Annotated in this window: 18 protein-coding genes; 5 read left to right on the top strand and 13 right to left on the bottom strand. The window is 34.5% G+C overall.

Translation table 11 applies throughout. The annotated features are described in order from the left end of the window. Positions 1 to 46: 46 nt before the first annotated feature. From BLT80_RS15035 to BLT80_RS15075, 9 genes are all read right to left on the bottom strand, one after another. The gene (locus BLT80_RS15035; RefSeq protein WP_092469450.1) at positions 47 to 1,603 is read right to left on the bottom strand and encodes an RNA-directed DNA polymerase; all 1,557 of its coding nucleotides are present in this window, start codon (positions 1,601 to 1,603) and stop codon (positions 47 to 49) included. Positions 1,604 to 1,741: 138 nt separating this feature from the next. Further along, positions 1,742 to 2,185 carry a hypothetical protein gene (locus BLT80_RS15040; protein WP_092469452.1) on the bottom strand — a complete coding sequence of 148 codons (444 nt, stop codon included), beginning with the start codon at positions 2,183 to 2,185 and terminating at the stop codon, positions 1,742 to 1,744. Then, positions 2,182 to 2,742 (bottom strand): hypothetical protein, encoded by a 561-nt coding sequence (locus tag BLT80_RS15045; RefSeq protein ID WP_092469454.1) that lies wholly within the window; start codon positions 2,740 to 2,742, stop codon positions 2,182 to 2,184. Before BLT80_RS15045 ends, BLT80_RS15040 begins: the two co-directional genes overlap by 4 nt. 119 nt (positions 2,743 to 2,861) lie before the next feature. Further along, positions 2,862 to 5,063, bottom strand: coding sequence for a B12-binding domain-containing radical SAM protein (locus tag BLT80_RS15050; RefSeq protein WP_092469456.1), 2,202 nt, complete (start codon positions 5,061 to 5,063; stop codon positions 2,862 to 2,864). 212 nt (positions 5,064 to 5,275) lie between these two features. Then, positions 5,276 to 6,220, bottom strand: coding sequence for a tRNA dihydrouridine synthase (locus BLT80_RS15055; protein ID WP_092469458.1), 945 nt, complete (start codon positions 6,218 to 6,220; stop codon positions 5,276 to 5,278). 136 nt (positions 6,221 to 6,356) lie between these two features. Continuing rightward, positions 6,357 to 7,313 carry a hypothetical protein gene (locus tag BLT80_RS15060; protein ID WP_092469460.1) on the bottom strand — a complete coding sequence of 319 codons (957 nt, stop codon included), beginning with the start codon at positions 7,311 to 7,313 and terminating at the stop codon, positions 6,357 to 6,359. Positions 7,314 to 7,334: 21 nt separating this feature from the next. Beyond that, the gene (locus BLT80_RS15065; RefSeq protein ID WP_092469462.1) at positions 7,335 to 8,222 is read right to left on the bottom strand and encodes a dienelactone hydrolase family protein; all 888 of its coding nucleotides are present in this window, start codon (positions 8,220 to 8,222) and stop codon (positions 7,335 to 7,337) included. Between the two features lie 62 nt (positions 8,223 to 8,284). After that, complete coding sequence (locus BLT80_RS15070; RefSeq protein ID WP_092469464.1) at positions 8,285 to 8,692, bottom strand: hypothetical protein; 408 nt, start codon at positions 8,690 to 8,692, stop codon at positions 8,285 to 8,287. Between the two features lie 11 nt (positions 8,693 to 8,703). Then, complete coding sequence (locus BLT80_RS15075; RefSeq protein WP_092469466.1) at positions 8,704 to 9,294, bottom strand: FMN-binding negative transcriptional regulator; 591 nt, start codon at positions 9,292 to 9,294, stop codon at positions 8,704 to 8,706. 92 nt (positions 9,295 to 9,386) lie between these two features. Between BLT80_RS15075 and radC the strand changes: the two genes are divergently transcribed. The 4 genes from radC to BLT80_RS15095 all read left to right on the top strand — a co-directional run bounded on the left by radC (position 9,387) and on the right by BLT80_RS15095 (position 12,966). Continuing rightward, the gene (radC, locus tag BLT80_RS15080) at positions 9,387 to 10,088 is read left to right on the top strand and encodes a RadC family protein (protein ID WP_092469468.1); all 702 of its coding nucleotides are present in this window, start codon (positions 9,387 to 9,389) and stop codon (positions 10,086 to 10,088) included. 78 nt (positions 10,089 to 10,166) lie between these two features. Then, positions 10,167 to 11,462, top strand: a complete 1,296-nt coding sequence (locus tag BLT80_RS15085; protein ID WP_092469470.1) for a polysaccharide deacetylase family protein — start codon at positions 10,167 to 10,169, stop codon at positions 11,460 to 11,462. Then, positions 11,459 to 12,145, top strand: a complete 687-nt coding sequence (locus BLT80_RS15090; RefSeq protein WP_092469471.1) for a YjjG family noncanonical pyrimidine nucleotidase — start codon at positions 11,459 to 11,461, stop codon at positions 12,143 to 12,145. Before BLT80_RS15085 ends, BLT80_RS15090 begins: the two co-directional genes overlap by 4 nt. A gap of 11 nt (positions 12,146 to 12,156) precedes the next feature. Continuing rightward, positions 12,157 to 12,966 (top strand): hypothetical protein, encoded by an 810-nt coding sequence (locus tag BLT80_RS15095; RefSeq protein ID WP_092469473.1) that lies wholly within the window; start codon positions 12,157 to 12,159, stop codon positions 12,964 to 12,966. A 47-nt stretch (positions 12,967 to 13,013) separates the two neighbouring features. Here the strand turns inward: BLT80_RS15095 and BLT80_RS15100 are convergent, their stop codons facing one another. Further along, positions 13,014 to 14,291 carry a replication-associated recombination protein A gene (locus BLT80_RS15100; protein WP_092469475.1) on the bottom strand — a complete coding sequence of 426 codons (1,278 nt, stop codon included), beginning with the start codon at positions 14,289 to 14,291 and terminating at the stop codon, positions 13,014 to 13,016. Positions 14,292 to 14,444: 153 nt separating this feature from the next. Here BLT80_RS15100 and BLT80_RS15105 point away from each other — a divergent pair, with 153 nt between their 5' ends. Then, a complete protein-coding gene (locus tag BLT80_RS15105; RefSeq protein WP_092469477.1) occupies positions 14,445 to 15,206 on the top strand; it encodes a rhomboid family intramembrane serine protease in 762 nt (253 codons plus the stop codon). 45 nt (positions 15,207 to 15,251) lie between these two features. Here BLT80_RS15105 and rlmB read toward each other — a convergent pair whose 3' ends face one another. The 3 genes from rlmB to BLT80_RS15120 all read right to left on the bottom strand — a co-directional run bounded on the left by rlmB (position 15,252) and on the right by BLT80_RS15120 (position 20,927). Then, positions 15,252 to 15,986: a 23S rRNA (guanosine(2251)-2'-O)-methyltransferase RlmB gene (gene rlmB, locus BLT80_RS15110; RefSeq protein WP_092469478.1), complete on the bottom strand. Its 735-nt coding sequence runs from the start codon at positions 15,984 to 15,986 to the stop codon at positions 15,252 to 15,254. Positions 15,987 to 16,128: 142 nt separating this feature from the next. Next, positions 16,129 to 17,772 (bottom strand): RagB/SusD family nutrient uptake outer membrane protein, encoded by a 1,644-nt coding sequence (locus tag BLT80_RS15115; RefSeq protein ID WP_092469480.1) that lies wholly within the window; start codon positions 17,770 to 17,772, stop codon positions 16,129 to 16,131. Between the two features lie 26 nt (positions 17,773 to 17,798). Further along, entirely contained in the window at positions 17,799 to 20,927 is a 3,129-nt protein-coding gene (locus BLT80_RS15120) for a SusC/RagA family TonB-linked outer membrane protein (RefSeq protein WP_092469482.1), read from the bottom strand. Positions 20,928 to 21,073 lie beyond the last annotated feature (146 nt).

A 21,073-nucleotide genomic window follows, 5' to 3' on the forward strand; every position in this document is an offset into this window, starting at 1 on the left:
TGAGGTTTAGAACAGAATTATTAATTATAGGTTGTATTGTGTGCCGTTATTTTCTTTTTTTCTTCGCAATAACAAAAGAAGCTATAGATTTATCTAAAATGTTTCCTCTTGATGATACTAATCCTGCCCAATGTCTTATTTCATCACTTGACAAAATTATAGCAGAGTGTAGTATTGCTCTTTTATCCCATGGACCTAAAACATCTAACCCATCTTTATGATCTTTAATCCATGTTGTATCATTTAATCTCTTTGCAATAAGAGCTTTTTCTCTAACCCTTAAAATTTTTGAATAGTCTAATTGTAATTCAATAAAATTGAAAACCGGATTTTGTAGTAAAGTATAAATCCAAATATTAACAAAAGGTAATTGTACTAGCTGATCATCCAACATTGCTTGGAAACTCTCTTTATACGTTTTGACTGATTTTTCATTTAGCACTCTTTCTAAGTACACAACTATTTCTCTGATTATTGGTAGTAAAGTTCTAAAATTTGAAAACACTAATGGCAATATGCTACGAACTTTATATTTTCCTGCTTTTCTTAATAAATGCCGCATTATACCTAAATCAATTTGTTCAAATTGGAGAGCTCTTTCAAAAATTTCTCTATAAGTTTCAGAACGTACAGAAAACTGTGCACTAGATTCTAAATCTTCAAATTCAGGTATTTCAGGTATGTAAAAACCATATGGGTCATAATATCTAGATTCTGTTGTATCCGCTAGATTTTGATGAATAGCCTCTTGTTCAATACTTTCTTCATCTTCGAAATAATTTTCTATAAAATTTTTATTATTATCAATGAAAGTTTTTTCGGTTGAAAGAACAAGTCTATGGTTAGAATATAAATATTTAGTCAATTCATGAAGGAAAAAACTAGCTTCTTCAAAAGTGTCAAAATACACATGCATATCATCAACATATCGAGTGAATGACGTTGTATTAGATATAATTTTCTTATCAATATCAGCCATAATAGCTTCTGAAACTAATATGCTAGCAGCAGGACCTACAGGAACTCCTCTTGAAATATTTGAATTAAGAGCAGATAGAAAATTTTCTAAAATTTTAGGTGATTCGACTCCGGCTTCTTCCAATACATTTGTCACTCTGTGAAGATAAATTTGATTATAAAAATCAGTAATGTCGCATACAAGTACAAAGCCATTTTTGTTTTCCCTTGCTAGTTCTAATGATTTTGATTTAAATCTTGCATAACCATCTAAGTCAGTCCCAAAAAATGAGCCATGAATATCAGGCTCAATTCTATATGAACAAGCTATACTTTTTTCATTAGGAATACGGTAATTCTCGATTTTCTCAGAAAATTCATAAAGAATAGCAGTGTAGAGTAAAGTATCAATTGGGTCAAGTTGATGAACAACACGATATGTGAAATTCTTTTTTGGTGCTAAACATATAAATGGAGTTTGAGGGGCATATTCATCCAAATCAATGTTCAATAACTCTTCCTTAACTTTTATCCAATTGTGTTCAATAGCTTCAAATTCAAATAGTTTCGGATAGAAATCAGAGTCGTAAAACTTCCTCACATGTTTTAATGCCCATTCAATGGATGTTTCTTTTAGATTTCTCATTTATATTAATTAAAAATAATTTAATTATCTAAATATAAGTGATTTATATCTATGGTAAAACGAAGTGCGCTTAAATTTTTCAGAATGTCAAATCTTACAACAACTAATGTAAAATTTTAATAAACAGAGATTCAAAACCTATTCCCCAGAATCAAAAACCCTCTGCCACACCACAACAACCTTACGCTTAATTTTAGTAGAGTTTGAGACTACAAAGGCAAAACCCATAGTGGTAAGTAGAGCAATAAAAGCAAGTGCTCCAAGTGCACCGCCATAACCATCAAAGACATGGTTTTTCGTAATGTAAATAGCAGTGAATATTGCTCCTGCTATGGCAAGCAAAGTATAACGTTTCAAGGTTTTAGAAGATACCATGCCTATAAACGAGGTGCCAACAAATACAATAGGTAGATGTTCTGTTAAATAGCCATTGAGTAGGTTAGGGAAGGCATAAAAAAACAAACCTACAATGAGCGAGAGTAAAGCAGAAGCTTTTACAGCGCCAAGGCGTAAGTGTTCGCTAACAAAGTAGGTGAGTGTGGCGCCTAAAATTCCGGTGATGATGAGGATAAATGTATTCATACCATTAACGAATAAATTAGAGTTGCTGTGATGACACCAGCAAATGCCATGGTGCCTAATTTTCCGCCAACACCGAGAAATAAGTTTTTAGAAATCATAAAAAACAAACCTGCCAAAGTGCCTGCAGCAAGAACAAAACCAATGGATGGAGTGGTTGCTACACTAGACATCCCAACAAAAGCACCACAATAGATACTTGCTGGTAGTTGTTGTAAGTAGTTCGATTTTTTATTAAGCGATGGTATAAATGATGCCAAAGTACCCACAATACCCATAGCTAAAATACTTCCTAAGCCACCATGGATATTTAAGAGGTAACACAATACCGCACCAATGGGCACCCAAATAACGACTGATATTTTTTCGTAAGCGTAATCTTCGTGGTGTAAATCTAAGTAGCGGTATCCAAACACGATGGTGAGTATAATAACAAGTGCTGCTATAATTATAGCTGCGTTGGTTTCATAATGCGCGTTTACAATCATGGTTAAAAATGTAACCTGTGTAAATAAAACAGTAGCGACCATTAAAAATCGAATGGCTTTATGTTTCCTCATTAAGAAATTTTAGATGTTTTGTTTTAGGGCTAATTAGGCCAATACTGTATTAGAAGATGCAAAGGTCTAAGAAAATTTTTAAGAGGCAAATTGTAGGGTGGAAATTTAGAGTTTAACCGTTATAACACCAATAAGCCAGAATCACGCAGAACATTTATAGGTTTAGCATACCAAAACAATTCGAAATCTTCAAATTGGGTTTCAAAACTGGTTTTTAACTGCTTAAACGATTGTGGCTTATGTTGAGGTGTGATGGCTTCTAAAATATCTAAAAGCCAAAGGCCTTTCTCTTTTTCTAGTGTAATTTGAAAGCTGTCTGCCGTATCATGAAACGTGAATTCTAAGAAGTCTTTAGTGGTTCCTTTTTTCGTTTTTGAAAATTCAGACACTAAAGGCATGCTGCCTAACCACACAATTTTTGCGGTTGGTTTAATGTTGAAAACCGGTTCTTGTGCTAAGGAATTATAAATAAAATCGGGATCGATATCGGTTTCTGGAATGTCGAAGTCGAACCAATCTTGCAAAGGAATGTCAAATCCAATACCATGCATAAAATTAAAGAGTGATTTCTTCAACCCGAAACTAAACTGCGTATGATCGATACCTGTAGAATCGGTGAAACCGACATCATTATTCGCAAAACTGATGTTTTTATAATTTGGAGTAATGCCATACTCTTCGGGATGTAAACCCACAGGACTATGCGCTGTTAAAGCAAATTGATGCCAAAAACCAGATTGTAATACACCAACTTCAAACAACTGACGCACCATTTCTAAACTATCTACCGTTTCTTGAACCGTTTGCGTTGGGTAGCCGTACATTAAGTACGAATGCACCATAATATTCGCTTCAGTAAAATTGCGAGTTACTTGCGCGACTTGCTCAACGGTTACACCTTTGTCAATGAGTTTTAACAAACGATCTGAGGCGACTTCCAGTCCACCAGAAACGGCAATACAACCAGAGGCTTTCAATAAAATACAAAGATCTTGTGTAAAGTTTTTTTCGAATCTAATGTTGGTCCACCAGGTGACGCTGAGGTTGCGTTTTAGGATTTCGAGCGCTAAAGCTTTCATCAACGATGGAGGAGCCGCTTCATCTACATAGTGAAATCCGGTTTCGCCAGTTTGGGCAATCAGCGTTTCCATTCGGTCTACTAAAAGCGAGGCAGCAACAGGTTCGTAAATTTTTATATAGTCTAAAGAGATATCGCAAAAGGTACATTTTCCCCAATAACAACCGTGTGCCATGGTGAGTTTGTTCCATCTGCCATCGCTCCATAAACTGTGCATGGGGTTGGCAATTTCTATAACAGAGATATAACGATCTAACGGTAAATCGGAATAATCAGGTGTACCAACATCTGCCTGTTTGTAATCTGGTGAGGTGCTGTTGTTTTTATAAACGATGGTTCCGTTTTCGAGGATAAAGGTGCGTTTGTATTCCATTTCTGAGATTCTTCGCTTTGGCTCAGAATGACAAACGTTTTCATAGAGTAACTCAATTGGCAATTCGCCATCATCTAAGGTTATAAAATCGAAAAATTCAAATACGCGAATGTCTGTTACAGACCGTAATTCGGTATTTGGAAATCCGCCTCCCATCGCAATTTTTATCTCAGGATAATTCGCTTTTATAAATTGTGCACAGCGAAAGGCACTGTATAAATTCCCCGGAAACGGTACCGAAAAGCAAATGAGTTTGGGTTGTGTGTCTTTAATCCGAGTCTCTAATAATTCTAATGTAATTTGATCGATGTACGTTTCATCATCTTGCAGCTGCGCATAAAGCTCATCAAAGGCATTGGCACTTTGTCCTAAACGTTCTGCGTAACGACTGAATCCAAAATCGGGATCAATACATTCTACAATAAAATCGGATAAATCTTCAATATATAGGGTTGCCAAATGTTTGGCTTTGTCTTGCATGCCCATCGCACCAAACGCATAATCCATATCGTCTAGCTGTGCAAAACGCGAGGCTTGTGGAAGAAAATTGGTGGTGCAAATCTGTCTGGCAAACGTTTGATTTTTGCCTTGTAGAAATAAGATAATATCATCTAAAGACTTTAAATAATGGTCTTTTAAAGCATAAATGCGTTCGCAATTTTCGGATTGAATACGATCATTTTCAAAAGCAAGCTTAAAAATCTCTTCAAAAGTTTCTTTTTTGAACAACTCTAAAATCACTTCAATACCCAAATCCATTTGAAACGCGCCAATCCCTTTGGTGTTCAGAAACCCTTTGAGGTAGGCTGTGCCAGGATACGGAGTGTTTAATTGGGTAAATGGAGGTGATATGAGTAAGAGGTCTTTCACTTGTTGAAATTGAAGTTGAAACTGAAAATGAATTTGAAATTGATGATTGCAAATATAGTTGTAAAATGATTGGTTTTTTGAGATTCTTCGGTCATGCTTCCCTCAGAATGACAGTTCGGTTTGTCATTCTGAACAAGGTACGAAGTGAAGAATCTTTTAATTAATAATTATTTTTTTAGAGATTCTTCGCTTTGCTCAGAATGACAAAATAGTTACCCATTCTTCAAAATCTCACTAACAGCTTGTTGGTATGCTCTCGGATTATTCGCTTTTTTAATTTTCTTAAATGCTTTCTGTGGATTAGAAAACGACTGGGCGAAGTATTCCCAAAACCCTTGCATTTTCATTTTAATTGGAGTTGGTCCGGACAATGCAGCATCGTATTGCTGATATATGGTATCATGAAATTTTCTAAAAATATCCCATCGGTTTTCTGGATATTCAGTCGTGTCGTTTTTAATCATGCTTGGTAAAAACGGATCAGCGATTAATCCTCTGCCAATCATAAAATGATCGATACTTGGAAAACGGGCTTGCATGTCTTTTAGCTTAGTAACAGAGGTAATGTCACCATTGTAATACAATTTGTGTTTGGTGCTTTCTATACACTTTTCAAACGCTTCAAGATTCACTCCTCCTTTATAAAGTTGTTTGCCAATACGTGCATGAATGGCAATATTCTTAAGAGGGTAAGCGTCTAGAATAGGGAAAGTGTCTAAAATTTCTTCAGGGTTTTCGTAACCCATTCGCATTTTCATAGAGACCACAATGTCTGTTTCTTTATGTACACGCTCTAAAATATGATTGATTTTTTCAGGGTCGCAAATGAGTCCAGAACCCATACCGCGATTTGTTACCATTGGATAGGGGCAACCTAAATTCCAGTTCAACTCTTTATACCCTAATTCCTGAATATAATCGACCACGAATAGAAACTCATCAGCACTATTGGTCATGATTTGTGGAATGACTTCGAGTTCTGTATTGTTTTCGAGTTGTAAATCGAGTTTATAAGAGTTTTTAATAATTAACTTATTATTAAAACGAATGTAAGGAGCATAAAACGTATCGATGCCACCAAAATAGTGGTTAAAGGCATTCCGAAATCGGAAGTCTGTAAACCCTTGTAAAGGTGAAGATAATAACGTTAATGGCATTTAGAATTGTGTTTTATTAGTCTTATAAAACGAAGGTGGTTTATTTTTTTGGGACTGTCAAATAAAATGAGGATATGCTATAAAAAAAAATAATATTCAAATTATAGCATCTTAAAAAAAAGAGTGAATTTACGTACTAAAACTCTTTAATAATTTGAATAATATAGACGACAAAAATACTAACAGCCAAACCAATATTTACTTTTGCAAAATCTTTAGCTATAAGTTTATAGGAATTTTTTAGTTGTTTCTTATTGAGCATGTAGTTTATTGCAATTTCACGTCCAGCAAGGATACCAATAAATGTCCAAGTAGTGCTCATCGGGATGGCATTATAGTTTCCGTATAAAAAGAGAATCATGCCATAACAAAAATCAATAATTGTGGCAGAACGAATATTTCTAGTATTTACCTTTTGGTTAACAATTTCTTGAATTTTTCCTCCACGGTTTTTAAACAAATATGCCATTATGGCTAATATCGTTAAGAGCGATCCAATGAACTCATAGATGGACAGTCTTCGCGGCAAAAAGACAAAGATATTAGCAAAATCTTGTATTAACCATTGCGACCATAAAAAAGCAGTAGAAACCCATTGTGCAAAGATCCAGTACTTTTTTTGTTTGGCTTCATTTACTTTAGCAATAGATTTTTTAGATTCGAATCTTTTCGCAATTATAATATAAAGCAGAAAGGCAGAGATAACAGAAAGACCATATCCATAAACAGATTTTATTATCATTTTTTCGATGATCTGCTGGCTCGAAAAAACACTTAGAATCATAAATGTCGTACTGACGGGGATTCCCAATCGCGTTATTATTAATAGTGTAAGTGGTGCTAATAAATGCCACCATCTCAATGTTTCAGGAAGCGGAATTTTATCTAGTCTATTGTATGAGACATCTCCATTGTAGAAATACCAACCATAGAATAAAGTTACAGTTAAAATTGTGGATGCAAAAGCCCATAGTATAAGCCAATGCGTTTTGTCATTAGACGTGAGAAATGTGCCTAAGGTCTGTATTACATCATTACCAATTACTGCATAGGCTGCAAGTAAAAATCCGATATAAAGAATTAACATTTCCATCGGCAACTTAAATTAAAATTATCACTTAAGACGTTTCTTAAAAAAAATAATAGTGCGTTCCCAAGATAAAGTTGCCGCTGGTTTATCATATCTTGGTGTGGTGTTATTATGAAAGCCATGATTCACTTCAGGATAGATATATGCTGTATATTCTATGTTTTTGGCTTTTAATATTTTTTCAAACGCTGGCCAACCCGCATTGACTCTGGTGTCTAATTCTCCGTATTGGAGTAGAAGCGGAGCTTTAATTTTTACAGCATCTTCAGCTTCTGGTTGTCTGCCATAATAAGGTACTGCTGCTCCTAAGTCTGGTAAGCGAACTGCCATCATATTAGCAATCCAACCGCCAAAACAAAACCCTACAACTCCGACGTTGCCATCACAATTATCATGATTTTTAAGATAATGATAAGCTGCAATAAAATCTTCGAGCATTTCCTGTTGGTTACGCTCTTTTTGCATTGTTCTACCGTCATCATCATTTCCTGGATAACCACCAAGTGGACTTAAAGCATCTGGCGCTAAAGAAATAAAACCTTCTTTTGCGGTGCGTCTACCAACATCTTCAATATATGGATTTAGGCCTCTATTTTCATGTACTACAATAACACCCGGTAGTTTGGTTTTGTTATTCTTTGGTTGGGACAGTAAACCTTTTATGGTGCCACCTCCTTTTGGAGATTCATAAGTGATAAAATCAGAATCTAGTGTTGGGTCATCTGGTTTTACCATTAAATTGGTGATATAATCTGGCGACATAAAACTCATTAAAGACGACAATGTGATACCACCAACAGCATAGACTCCAAGTTTTTCTACGAACTGTCTTCTGTTAAGTTTGTTGTGGGCATAGTCATCGTATAAATCGAAAACTTCTTGTTTGATATCTTCTTTTTTTAAGTCGCTCATGATGTTGCCTTTTAATTAAAATAGTGATGGTATTTTATAATATAGACGTTAGATTACTTACGTTATTGCACGCGTTTTAACACCATAGTGTCTTCGCCAAATTCAGTAGGTCTATCGGTGTCAAAACTCATATTAAAATTTAAGGTATTCTTATCCGTGAATTCTGCGATACCAAGAATTTTTTTAGATTCTCCACTTTCAATCTTAGTCAACGTAAAATCGACTTCAATAGGAGTCGTATCGTAATTAATAGAATAAGTCATTTTTCCCTTTTTACCTTTCATGTAAAATTCTTTGCCTCCCATGACTTGTCCGTTGATTTCAAAAGCAGCGTAGCCTTCATTATCAAAAACTAAATAACCAATTTCGTTTTGGTCTTCACCAATCCATTTGCCAACAAAAACTTCTTTTTGGGTTGTAGTGCTCAGTAGTAATACCGGAATAATAAAAAATGTAAATAGATACTTCATGGTCTTTGGGTTTAAAATATATTGTTTAAAAATTGTTTAATACTTTCTTGATTTGATCGCACTAACTCTTCACGAGCAGCGGCAATATCAGTCGGCTTCTTGTCTTGCGACAGTTTAAATTTACCTTCCCAATGGGTAATGGCAATTTCGAACATTACAATATAATCAAGATTTTTATCTAAACGCGGATTTTTGGGATTTAATATATACCTGTGTTCTGGCGCTTCTAAAAATTCAGTCATAGTAATTAAAGATTGTTTTAATGCCATTTTATCCGGATTCGTATCAACTTTTCCTTTAAGGTGAACTTTAATATAATTCCAAGTTGGGAGTTGTGTTGTAGAATAAATACTTGGAGAAATATAGCATTCTGGACCGCTAAAAATAAGCGTAACATCATTGCCTTCTTTTAATAATTGAGCTTGCGGATTATTAATGTCTATATGACCAATTAATTTTCCATCGTCATACATTAATGGCAAATGTGTAATTAAAGGCTGATTGTTATGTACAGAAATTACAGTCGCTAAAGGATACGTTTTTATGACTTCAACCATATGATTGTTGTCGTTGTCTTGATGGTGCTGCGGAGGATAATTCATATTTTATCTGCCTAAATAGGTTTTAAATCCCTGTTTTAAAATTTATACTAATTTAATGACATTCGAAATTTACAATTTTTTATCTTTAGTGCATGTCAGGGAAACCAACTTCATTTTCAATTAAAAATTGGTCGCAAGACGATCAGCCGCGAGAAAAACTAAGAGACAAAGGTAAAACGGTACTTAGTGATGCGGAATTGATTGCTATTTTAATTGGATCAGGAAATAGAGACGAGAGTGCTGTTGCACTATGTAAGCGTATTTTTGCGAGTGTTGATAACAACTTAAATGCATTAGGAAAACTGTCTATTTCACAATTAATGGAATTTAAGGGGATTGGTGAAGCAAAAGCGATAGCTATAGTGGCGGCCTTAGAGTTAGGACGTCGTCGTCGGCTAGAAGATGCCATGCGGTTAGATAAAATTACATCGAGCCGTTCTGTTTTTGATGTGATGCAACCCATAATTGGTGATTTACCACATGAAGAATTTTGGATACTATATCTTAATAATTCTAATAAAGTCCTTCATAAAAATCAATTAAGTAAAGGCGGTATCACTGGCACATTGGTTGATGTTCGCTTGGTGCTAAAAAATGCTTTGGAAGTTGGAGCTATAGCTTTAATATTGTGTCATAACCATCCTTCGGGTACGTTAAAACCCAGTCAAGCCGATATAAACATTACTAAAAAGTTGAAGCTTGCAGCTCAGAGTTTAGATATTTCGGTTTTAGATCATCTCATTATTACAGAAAATGCCTATTATAGTTTTGCTGATGAAAATCAAATGGGTTAAATAATAAATAACAAAACTTATATTGACTGCGCAACACATAGAATTTGTTACTTTTAACCTTTGCAATTTACGACACCTATGCTATTAGTCTATACTCATAAAATAACACCACGCGTTACGTATACGTTTAAGCATATATGTAAACGTATTTTGGGTATAGATGTTCTTTTTACGTCTAAAGTTGAAGATTTTATTGCTCACGATAGTCTTAAGATGTCTTATACAAAACAGCCATTGAGTAATGAGTTATTTATAAGAAGTAACGATTTGTTATTTGAAACTGGACTATCAGACATCGATATTAATGTACAGCAATGGGACAATACAAAAGGATTTTTTCCGACTGGAGAACGAAGTGATTTGCCTTTCGACATTTTTGCAGCATCCTTTTATTTATTAAGTCGGTATGAAGAGTATCTGCCGCATGTAAATGATGATTATGGTCGGTTTTTGGCTTCTGAAAGTTTAGCGTTTGAAAACCGGTTTTTACATCAGCCCGTTGTTGATATTTGGGCGTATAAACTTAAGGAGGTTTTAAAAGTGCGCTTTCCAGATTATGAGTTTCCTATACGGACATATAGAGTGCAACCTGTAATTGATGTGCCAATGGCATATTACTTTAAGTACAAAGGTTTTTTAAGAACCATAGGAGGTACATTAAATGATTTGAGACGTTTGCGTATAAAACAGTTGTATTCTCGTTATTTAGTACTTTTTGGTTTTAAACGCGATCCTTATGATACATTTAAGTGGATTATTAGAAAACAGAAACAGCATAATTTTAAATTTATGGTACTGTTTTTAATCGGGGATTATTCAACCTATGATAAAAATATAAACACGAATAAAAAAGACTTTGTTTCGCTTATTAAATCCGTTGCCGATTATTGTGATGTTGGCTTAAAAGCATCCTATTTTTCTTTGAATGATATTTCTATTCTTAAAAAGGAAAAGCTCAAAATGGAATCCATTACACACACCGATTTAAAAGCGGTACGGCATTCATTTTCGAAGTTGAATTTACCAACATCCTATCGTAATTTGGTTGAATTAGAAATTCATCAAGATTTTACCATGGGGTATATTAATACGTTGGGTTTTAGAGCAGGGACTTGTACTCCTTTTCAGTTTTACGACTTAGATTACGAAGTACAAACTCCATTGCAAATTAACCCATACCATTGTTTGGATTTTGGCTTGTTAAAATATAACTCGCAATTAGATAAAACAGAACATTTACAAAAAATAATTAAGGAAGTAAAAGCTGTAAATGGTACTTTTACTCCTGTATTTCATAACTATACCTTTAGTGATTTAGACCGTTGGAAAGGGTTTAGATCTCTATTTAATTTAATATTAGAATCTACAGAATGAAAAACCAAATAAAGCATGTTTTTTTCGATTTGGATCATACGCTTTGGGATTTTGATAAAAACTCAGGATTAACGTTTGAGAAGATTTTTAATGGCAACAAGATAGACATTGATCTCAATGATTTTTTACGGGTTTACGAACCTATAAATTTTCAATATTGGAAACTTTACAGAGAAGAAAAAGTTACAAAATCGGCATTGCGGTATGGAAGATTAAAGGAGGCTTTTGATGGAGTCGGAGTTCATGTCGAGGATGATATGATTCAACTTCTATCTGATGCTTATATCGATGAGTTAACAACATTCAACCATTTGTTTGAGGGGACATTTGAAATTCTAGATTACTTAAAAGGTAAATATGAATTACATATTATAACCAATGGTTTTGAAGAAGCACAAGAGAAAAAGATGACAACCTCTAATATCCGATCGTATTTTCAAACCGTTACCAATTCGGAAATGGTTGGCGTTAAAAAACCAAATCCTAAAATATTTAACTTTGCGTTAGAGTTAGCTAAAACAAAAGCAGATGAGAGTTTAATGATTGGAGATAATATTGAGGCCGATATTGAAGGAGCTCATAATATAGGGATGGATACCATTCATTTTGATTATAAAGATTCTGATAATAACCATGATTTTAAGCGAATTACGAATTTAAAAATGCTTGTAAATCACCTTTAAAAAATAATATAATGTTTAAGAAAATATGTTTTACCGTTTTATTTGTCATCATAAGTTTTTATGGAAATGCACAAAAAAGCCTGAATGATTATAAATATATAATTATCCCAAAGGCATTTGAATTTTCTAAAGGTGATGATCAGTACCAATTAAATTCACTTACTAAGTTCTTATTTAATAAATACGGTTATGAAGCTTATTTTATTGATGAGTTTTCAGATGATCCAACCAAAGATCGTTGTTTGGCATTAACAGCTAATGCGTCTAATGAAGAAAGCGGTTTATTTAAAACTAAGGTAGAGTTTATATTGACAGATTGTTATAACGTAGAGATTATAAAATCTAAAATAGGCGAGTCGCGATTAAAAGAATTTGATAAGGCTTATAATGAAGCCATCAGAGAAGCGTTTGAAACGTTTAAAAATTTGGATTATAAGTATGCCCCTAAAGAACATGTTGAAGCCAAACCTAAAGCAGAAAAACAGCCTGTAGTTGAACATATTGAAGTTAAAGAGAAAAGTAAAATAACAGAGACTAAAGCACAGCCTGAAGCTAAGCTAAACGAAGCGGTTGCAGACACTAAAAAGCCAACATCTACAGAGTTAAAATCAGAATTGTATTATGCGCAGTCCATAACAAATGGATTTCAGTTGGTAAATTCAGAGCCAAGAGTTGTTATGATTTTGTTGAATTCGTCAGCTAAAGACGTTTTTATCGTTAAAGATAAAAATGCCATCGTCTATAAGAAAGAAGGGCAGTGGATGTATTCTGAAAATAATGGAACGTCAACCTCAGAGAAAGTTTTGAATATTAAATTTTAATACTTTCAAGAACCAAGAACCAAGAACCAAGAACCAACAATCAACAACTAATACCCATACTTATCTTTCCACAGCATCTTTAAGTGATTACGTTGGGCTTGCTCACGAGCGTTATTTCCTGGATTGTATAGTTTAGTATTAGCTATTTCTTTAGGTAGAAATTCTTGTGCTGCAAAATTGTTTTCGTAACTGTGCGAATATTTGTAGGTGTCACCATAACCGAGTTCTTTCATAAGCTTCGTTGGAGCATTTCGCATTGCAATCGGAACCGATAAATCACCAGTATCCCTTACCAATTGTTGTGCTCTACCAATAGCTTCATAAGCCGCATTACTTTTTGGGGAACTTGCTAAATAGGTGGCACACTGACTTAGTATAATTCTAGATTCAGGGTTGCCAATAACGGATACAGCTTGAAACGTGTTATTAGCAATGACTAAAGCAGTAGGATTAGCATTACCAATATCTTCACTAGATAATATTAATAATCGTCTAGCAATAAACTTAACGTCTTCACCACCTTCAATCATTCGTGCTAAATAATACACTGCTGCATTTGGGTCGCTACCACGAATCGCTTTTATAAATGCCGAAATAATATCATAATGTTGCTCGCCAGCTTTGTCGTAACGAGCCGCTTGGTTCTGAACCTGTTTAGTTACTAAATCATTAGTGATTATAATTTGATCACCTTCAAAGGAAGTCACTAATAATTCAAAAATATTAAGCAGTTTCCGAGCATCACCTCCAGATAATCGGAGTAAAGCTTCGGTTTCTTTTAATTCAATATTTAATTTAGAAAGCGTTGTGTCTTCCTTAAGTGCACGTTGTAGTAAGGCTTCTAAATCAGCTTTGTTAAAAGCATTTAAAGTATAAACTTGGCAACGCGATAATAATGCAGAAATAACTTCAAAGCTAGGGTTTTCTGTGGTTGCACCAATTAGCGTTACCCATCCTTTTTCTACGGCTTCTAAGAGTGAATCTTGCTGCGATTTGCTAAAACGATGAATCTCGTCAATAAACAATATCGGATTTTTTGTAGTGAACATACCACCACTTTTCTTGGCTTTATCTATAACTTCTCTAATATCCTTAACTCCAGAATTTATAGCACTTAACTTAAAGAAAGGACGGTCAGATTCGTTAGCAATGATATTGGCAAGTGTTGTTTTTCCTATCCCAGGAGGTCCCCAAAGTATAAGAGAAGGAATCACACCGTTTTTAATTTGCTGATAGAGCACACCATCTTTGCCCACTAAATGTTGCTGACTTAAGTAGTCGTTTAGGGTGCTTGGTCGTAGTCGTTCTGCTAATGGAATATTCATAATTCAAAATTACAAAATGCTTTTGTGATGGATTAACGAAATCTATGAAATTCATGTTAAAAAAATCAACAGATAAAAACTTTATAGTTCTGCCATTATTTCAGACAATTCAATTTTGGCTACAAATTTGAAAGACTTTATTTAAATTTGAATATGAGCAAACCACAACACTTTAAATACTCTAACAACATTGTCATCTATCCATTGATGATTCTGTTTGTTAATTGGTTAGTGTTTTGGTATCAAATAAGGATTGATAGTGGTATAAAAGCTTTTGGTATTAGGCCGCAAAAATTAGAAGGTCTCATAGGAATTGTTACAAGTCCGTTTTTACATGGAGATATTAATCATATTTACAATAATTCAATTCCACTTTTTGTACTCACAGTTGCTTTATTTTACTTCTATAGCAAAATAGCATGGAAAGTCATTGGCTTTGGTGTTGTGCTTTCTGGATTTATGACTTGGCTTATCGCGAGTTCAGGGAATCACATAGGAGCAAGTGGATTGGTTTATGTCTTAGTTAGTTTTATATTCTTTAAGGGCATATTCGCCAAACATTATCGACTTATAGCATTATCGTTAGTTGTTATTTTCCTTTATGGAAGTATGATTTGGTATGTATTTCCGATAAAAAGTGGAATGTCTTGGGAAGGTCATTTGAGCGGCTTAATTACCGGGTTGGTATTCGCTTTGATATTTAGAAAACAAGTAGCAAAACCAGACCGTTACAAATGGGAACAACCCGATTATAACGAAGATGATGATCCGTTTATGAAACACTTTGATGAAAACGGAAACTTTATTGAGTTGGAACCTGAAGTCGAAATCGAAAATGAATCAGAACTCGAAATTGAACCTGAAATAAATCAAGCTCAAACCATCAATTACATCTTTAAGAAAAACGAAGATTAACTTTTAGAACTTATAAACTGACCTACTGTGACTGCGACAGAAAACTTAAGAACGTTGTCTAACGGCTTCATATAAAAACGCACCACAAGCAACAGAAACATTTAGAGATTCAATCTCTCCTAATATTGGAAGTTTGGCTTGGTCGTCGACCACTTTTAAAACTGAAGGATTAATTCCTCTGCCTTCAGAACCCATAATGATGGCACAGGGTTCTTTAAACGATACGTCATATAAAAAGTGCTCTGCTTTTTCTGTTGCGGCAATAACTTTTATACCTGAAGATTGCATATGAAATACAGCATCTTTGATATGATCTACTTTGCAAATAGGCATTTTAAAGATAGCGCCAGCACTCGTTTTTATAGTGTCGCCATTAATTGGAGCACCACCTTTTTTCTGAATAATTATACCATTAACGCCGGTGCATTCTGCTGTTCTAACAATAGCGCCAAAATTTCTTACATCGCTTAATTGATCTAATAAAAGGAATAACGGAGTTTTTCCAGATTCAAGAACGCTCATTACTAACTCGTCAATATCATGAAATTCAATTGGTGATATTTGAGCCACAGCTCCTTGATGATTTCCACGTGTTAAACGATTCAATTTTTCAACAGGAACGTATGATGAATTAATGCCTGCAGAACGTATGGCTTGCTCCAATTCTTGAAACAATTCGCCATGTAGCCCTTTTTGCATAAAAACTTTATCTATAGTCTCTCCCGATTTTATAGCTTCAATAATTGCTCTGGTTCCAAAAATGGTAGTTTCGTTTTTCATGCTGCAAAGTTATGTAAAGTATTCTTTAATAAATAAAATATATATAATTTAAGATTACTCTTTTTAAAATAAAAATCCCCAACGATAAATTGTACCGTTGGAGATTTTAGATTTAATAGTTTTGAACTATATATGTTATAATTTAATTCTGATCTGACGACGTTAAATTAGGATTAGCATCAATTTCTGCTTGAGGGATTTTGAAAAGCCAATCGCTATTAACAGATGGTTTTGCTTGTGTAAATCCGTCTTGGTATAATGTAGCAGATGCTCCTGATCCACCGTTAGCACCATGATCAACACCTAAGTCCCAACGGATCATATCTGAATATAGAAAACCTTCTCCCCATAATTCGATACCACGTTGAAATCTAATATGCTCCATTAAGGTTGCTTGTGTATTGTAGATAGTCGCATCGTAAGCACTATCTCTAGCGCTTCCTAGTGGAGTTAGTGCTGCTTGAGCACCAGGAATGTCTGTTAACATGGCTTTTGCTTCTGCTTCAATTAAATACATTTCTGATGTACGCATATAAATGATATCATCTGGATCTGTACTGCCTGGATTAGCATTTCTAAGTTTAACATGCATATAAGGGTGTAGGTTAAAACTAGAAGATAAGCCATATAGAGAGCGAATTTCATCTCTTCTATCTTCAAAAGCATCTTCATCTGTGTAATTAGGGTCATTTCCAAATCCACCTTCGCCATTTGCAGCAGATGTATTGGTATTAGGTGCGTCAGCTAAGAATAAATCTTTTCTGTAATCCGTATCAGGAACTTGGTTGTATAATCTTTTATCTATCAGTTTAGGATTGTTTCTAACCTGACTTCCGTTAAACGTATTACTAGCTAAATAGAAATATGAACGGAAGAATGTGGTTTCCGTACCAATTACGTTACTACCCCAAATTACTTCAGATAAACTATTGGTGTTAAATCCAGATTTATAATCTTCTTCGTTCATTAGTGGATAATTTTGACGTGCTTGTGCAGCTGATGCTGCTGCAATTGCCCAATCTCCTTTGTTTAAAGCTATACGTGCTTTAAGACCATATGCAACATCTATATTTATTTGTGACTTATGCTTTGGGTCGCCTGTTGGTCTCGAAGTAGCATTTTCAAAGTATTCAATAGCAGTGTTAATATCCATCTGGCATTGGTCGTAAATCTCTTGTACTGTAGATCTTCCTTCACTTTCATAAGGAGCTTCAGAAGCAAATAATAATGGCACACCAGGATCGGTTGAAGGGTTACCAATTAAATAACCTTTAGCATAATGAGTAACTAAATCATGGTAAGCGAATGCTCTATAAGCGTAAGCTTGTCCAATGATTTCATTTAATCTTTCACTATCAGGAATACTACCATCAGTACCTTTCTTTATAATGGCATTGACGCTAGCAATAACATGGTAACGCTGATACCATAATTGTTCAGTTGTGAGTGATGTTTCTAAATTGTGAGAAGTCCATCTAGCCTCATCTTGCCATCCTAAATTATTAGCTGAAGCTGAATGAATTAATCCTCCAGGTATATTATCACCTAACGGTACCCAATATTGGTTACCAGATCTATTACTATCACCACCAGAAATTAATGTTTGTGGTTGTGCGTATTGTAAACGATGTAGGCCATTAAGTATTAACGCCATGTTTTCAGCAGTAGCTAAAGCATCTGCAGAAGAAATAGCATCCGTTGGTTTGGTTTCTAAATATTCGTCTTCACACGAGGCTATTGTAAGTGCTAGACCTACCAATAGCGTTATTTTTATTTTTCGTAACATAATTATATGTTTTTAAATTGTTTTAATTAAAATGATACATTTAAGCCAACAGAGAATATTCGTGCTGGGCTATAGTCAATACCAGAACCTGTTCCGCCTAAATTATATTGAGGATCTAAACCAGTTCTCTTACTTTTAAGATAAAGATTTTCTCCCGACACATAAATTCTTAAGCTATCCATATTAAGTGCATCAGTAATACTACTGTCAAATGTGTAACCGAGGTTTACATTTTTCAGAGACCAAAACGAAGCATCTGTTAAAAATCGTGTTGACTGTGTTAATACCAAATCAGTGTTTCCGTTTTCTAATCTAGGCACATCAGTGATGTCACCTGGTTCACGCCATGCATTTAAAATGTCTGGGTGAAGAGAACGTCCGTAACTGCTAGTTAGCATCATAGACGAATACCCGTTGTCTAAGACTTTTCCTCCGATACCATAAGTAATTAAAAAATCTAATGAAAATCCTTTATAGCTTAAGCTGTTTGATATAGAACCCAAGAAATCTGGAATTGAACTATCTCCTGAATAAACTCTTTCTGTTTCTTCCCAGTCATTAGTAGTTTCTATATTTCCATCACCATCTCGTACGGCAACACTATTACCATTGTCATCTAATTCATAAAGGTAGAATAATTGATCTCCATTATCTGGATCTACACCTGCAGTTGGAAGTAAGTAGAAATCATATCTAGAACGCCCTGTTTCCCATCTCTTAGATCCGTTTACAAAAGGATCTGGAAGATCTGTAATCTCGTTTTTGAATGTTGACCCTTGTAAAGTCATATCCCATTTTAAATTTTGATTATTTACGAGGTGTGCAGTTAATCCAATTTCAAAACCAGAGTTATACATGTCACCTATATTGGTAGGAAACTCATTTAAACCATTACTCAATGCAATTGGTAGGTTGTAAAGAAGGTCAGTAGAGTTTTTCTTATAATACTCAAAAGAACCTTCTAAGAAATTATTGAATAAAGCAAATTCTAAAGCAATATCGAAACTTACAGAAGTTTCCCATTGTAAATCTGCATTACCAATTTCCTGCCATACAAGTGCCGGATCAGCTGCATTTGAAGTTAAACCATATCTAGGCTGTGATAAGAAAAAGTCTAATAAATTATCATTTCCAACTTCTCCATAAGATCCTCTAAGTTTTAAACGATCAATAAAAGAAACATTTTCCATGAAATCTTCTTGGTCAATACGCCAAGATGCACCTACAGAGTAAAAAGTTCCCCATCTAGATTGTGAATCAAATACCGAAGTAGCATCTCGTCTAATTGAACCACTTATATAATACTTATTGTCGTAATTATAATTGGCACGAAATAAATAACCTTCGAGTCTTTTATTAGTTGTAGACCCTCCTAAGGTTACAGGCTCAGAGAAATTATCAAATTCATAAATTCCTTCTACAACTTGAGTGATTGCAGTACCATTGTTACTCGAGTATTTTCTAGCACTACTCTCATGACCCGCAGTAAAATCTAAATTATGGACATCGCCTAAAGTTTTGGTATAAGTAAAAAGTTGATTAAAAGTCTCAAACTCTCTTCTATATCTAGTTTCTCCATATCTACCTGTTGGTTCTGCGTCACCAATGATGTTATTTTCATAGCTTTTATTGATGCCTTCGTTAATATCTCTACCGTAATTTACTCTAAAACTTAATCCATCAAATATTTTAGCTTCTGCATAATATCTAAAGCCATAAGTGTTATTTCTATTCGTTTCGTCATTTAACAGAAGTTCTTGTAAGGCATGTCGATTTTGATTGGTTGGTCTCGAACCAATGTTGTATTCTGGGTATCCAGATCCATTATCGAATACGCGTCTTCCAGCAGCATCTCTAACAATGTTTCCATTTAAATCATTTACATATACAGGGTAGATGGATCCAATATTTTTAGCAAAACTAAACGGGTTAACAATGCTAGATTCTCCACCAGAATCCGGACCATTAGACTCTGATATAGATATATTAGCACTACCACCCATTGTTAACCATTCGCTAACATTGAAGTCTCCATTTAAACGTGTTGTTAAACGATCGTAATCTGATGTGATGACGTAGCCTTCTTCATCTAAATAAGAAGCAGAAAAGAATACTTTATGATTTTCCCCACCGCCAGCTACATTAACATTATAGTTTGTTCTTATACCTGTTCTACGTAATACATCGTACCAATCTAAAGACTGATAAATTACTTTAGCATCAGGATTAAGTTTTCCATCGACTCCTACAATTTGATCATTAGGGACATTAAAAGGATTATAACCTAATTGATTGTAAATATTTGCAGAAGCAAAAGCTGCGTCTCCACCACCAGCACTTGAATTTTTAAGCGCCTCCCACATAGATTCATAATATTTTCCTGGGCCTAAATAGTCATATTCAGGAATTGCATTTGATACAAATCCCGTTTGAATAGAAAGGTTTGTTTTAAGCCCCCCTTTAGTCCCACTTTTTGTTGTAATTATTACAACACCATTCGCAGCTCTAGAACCGTATAACGATGTGGAAGCTGCATCTTTAAGTATAGTGAAAGAAGCAATATCTTCTTGGTTGATAGTACTTAATGCCCCTTCATACTGAATACCATCTACTATAAAAAGAGGGTCTGCAGATCCATTAAGTGTTCCTACACCACGTATAACTATATTTGGTGAAGATCCTGGTTGGCCAGATGGTGATGTAAATTGTACACCAGTTGCTCTACCTTCAATGGCCGCAATAGGCGATGTTACAGATCTAAGCGCTAAATCTTTTTCACTAATTACACTAGCTGAACCTGTAAAAGCCTCTAGACTTGTGGTACCGTAAGCAATAACCACCACCTCGTCTAAAGAAGATGAATCTTCTTGTAATGTTACATTAATAGTATTTGAACTACCTACTTTAACTTCTTCAGTTTTAAGGCCTATATAGCTAATTACTATAATGTTACCTACACTAGCTGTTAGCTTAAATTTACCGTCAAAATCTGTCTGTGTACCAGTCGTGGTTCCTTTGATAATTACATTAACTCCAGGCAAGGGAAGCCCAGATTCATCGGACACCACTCCCGAGATTGTTTTTTCTTGCGCAAACGTAAGTTGAACAAGAAACACTAATAAAAGTGTTAAAATTCCTTTGTAGTTTGATTTCATATTTTTATGGATTAGTTGTTGTTATTATCAAAAATGCTAATTATTTGTTAAATATCCTATATTTTGTTAATAAATAATGAATTATGTTGATGAGGATAAGTTTTACGATTTTTATTGTAGAAAGCTTTTATCGCTAATACGGCAAT

Origin of the sequence: Winogradskyella thalassocola (assembly GCF_900099995.1) — a bacterium.
Taxonomy (GTDB): Bacteria; Bacteroidota; Bacteroidia; order Flavobacteriales; family Flavobacteriaceae; genus Winogradskyella; species Winogradskyella thalassocola.

Coding starts and splice junctions, on each gene's coding strand:
- BLT80_RS15075 (WP_092469466.1), bottom strand. CDS start 9,294: ATGAATTATCCTCCGCAGCACCATCAAGACAACGACAACAATCATATG.
- BLT80_RS15040 (WP_092469452.1), bottom strand. CDS start 2,185: ATGAATACATTTATCCTCATCATCACCGGAATTTTAGGCGCCACACTC.
- BLT80_RS15115 (WP_092469480.1), bottom strand. CDS start 17,772: ATGTTACGAAAAATAAAAATAACGCTATTGGTAGGTCTAGCACTTACA.
- BLT80_RS15105 (WP_092469477.1), top strand. CDS start 14,445: ATGAGCAAACCACAACACTTTAAATACTCTAACAACATTGTCATCTAT.
- BLT80_RS15065 (WP_092469462.1), bottom strand. CDS start 8,222: ATGAGCGACTTAAAAAAAGAAGATATCAAACAAGAAGTTTTCGATTTA.
- BLT80_RS15100 (WP_092469475.1), bottom strand. CDS start 14,291: ATGAATATTCCATTAGCAGAACGACTACGACCAAGCACCCTAAACGAC.
- BLT80_RS15070 (WP_092469464.1), bottom strand. CDS start 8,692: ATGAAGTATCTATTTACATTTTTTATTATTCCGGTATTACTACTGAGC.
- BLT80_RS15120 (WP_092469482.1), bottom strand. CDS start 20,927: ATGAAATCAAACTACAAAGGAATTTTAACACTTTTATTAGTGTTTCTT.
- BLT80_RS15095 (WP_092469473.1), top strand. CDS start 12,157: ATGTTTAAGAAAATATGTTTTACCGTTTTATTTGTCATCATAAGTTTT.
- BLT80_RS15035 (WP_092469450.1), bottom strand. CDS start 1,603: ATGAGAAATCTAAAAGAAACATCCATTGAATGGGCATTAAAACATGTG.
- BLT80_RS15055 (WP_092469458.1), bottom strand. CDS start 6,220: ATGCCATTAACGTTATTATCTTCACCTTTACAAGGGTTTACAGACTTC.
- BLT80_RS15045 (WP_092469454.1), bottom strand. CDS start 2,742: ATGAGGAAACATAAAGCCATTCGATTTTTAATGGTCGCTACTGTTTTA.
- BLT80_RS15060 (WP_092469460.1), bottom strand. CDS start 7,313: ATGGAAATGTTAATTCTTTATATCGGATTTTTACTTGCAGCCTATGCA.
- BLT80_RS15090 (WP_092469471.1), top strand. CDS start 11,459: ATGAAAAACCAAATAAAGCATGTTTTTTTCGATTTGGATCATACGCTT.
- BLT80_RS15085 (WP_092469470.1), top strand. CDS start 10,167: ATGCTATTAGTCTATACTCATAAAATAACACCACGCGTTACGTATACG.
- rlmB (WP_092469478.1), bottom strand. CDS start 15,986: ATGAAAAACGAAACTACCATTTTTGGAACCAGAGCAATTATTGAAGCT.
- radC (WP_092469468.1), top strand. CDS start 9,387: ATGTCAGGGAAACCAACTTCATTTTCAATTAAAAATTGGTCGCAAGAC.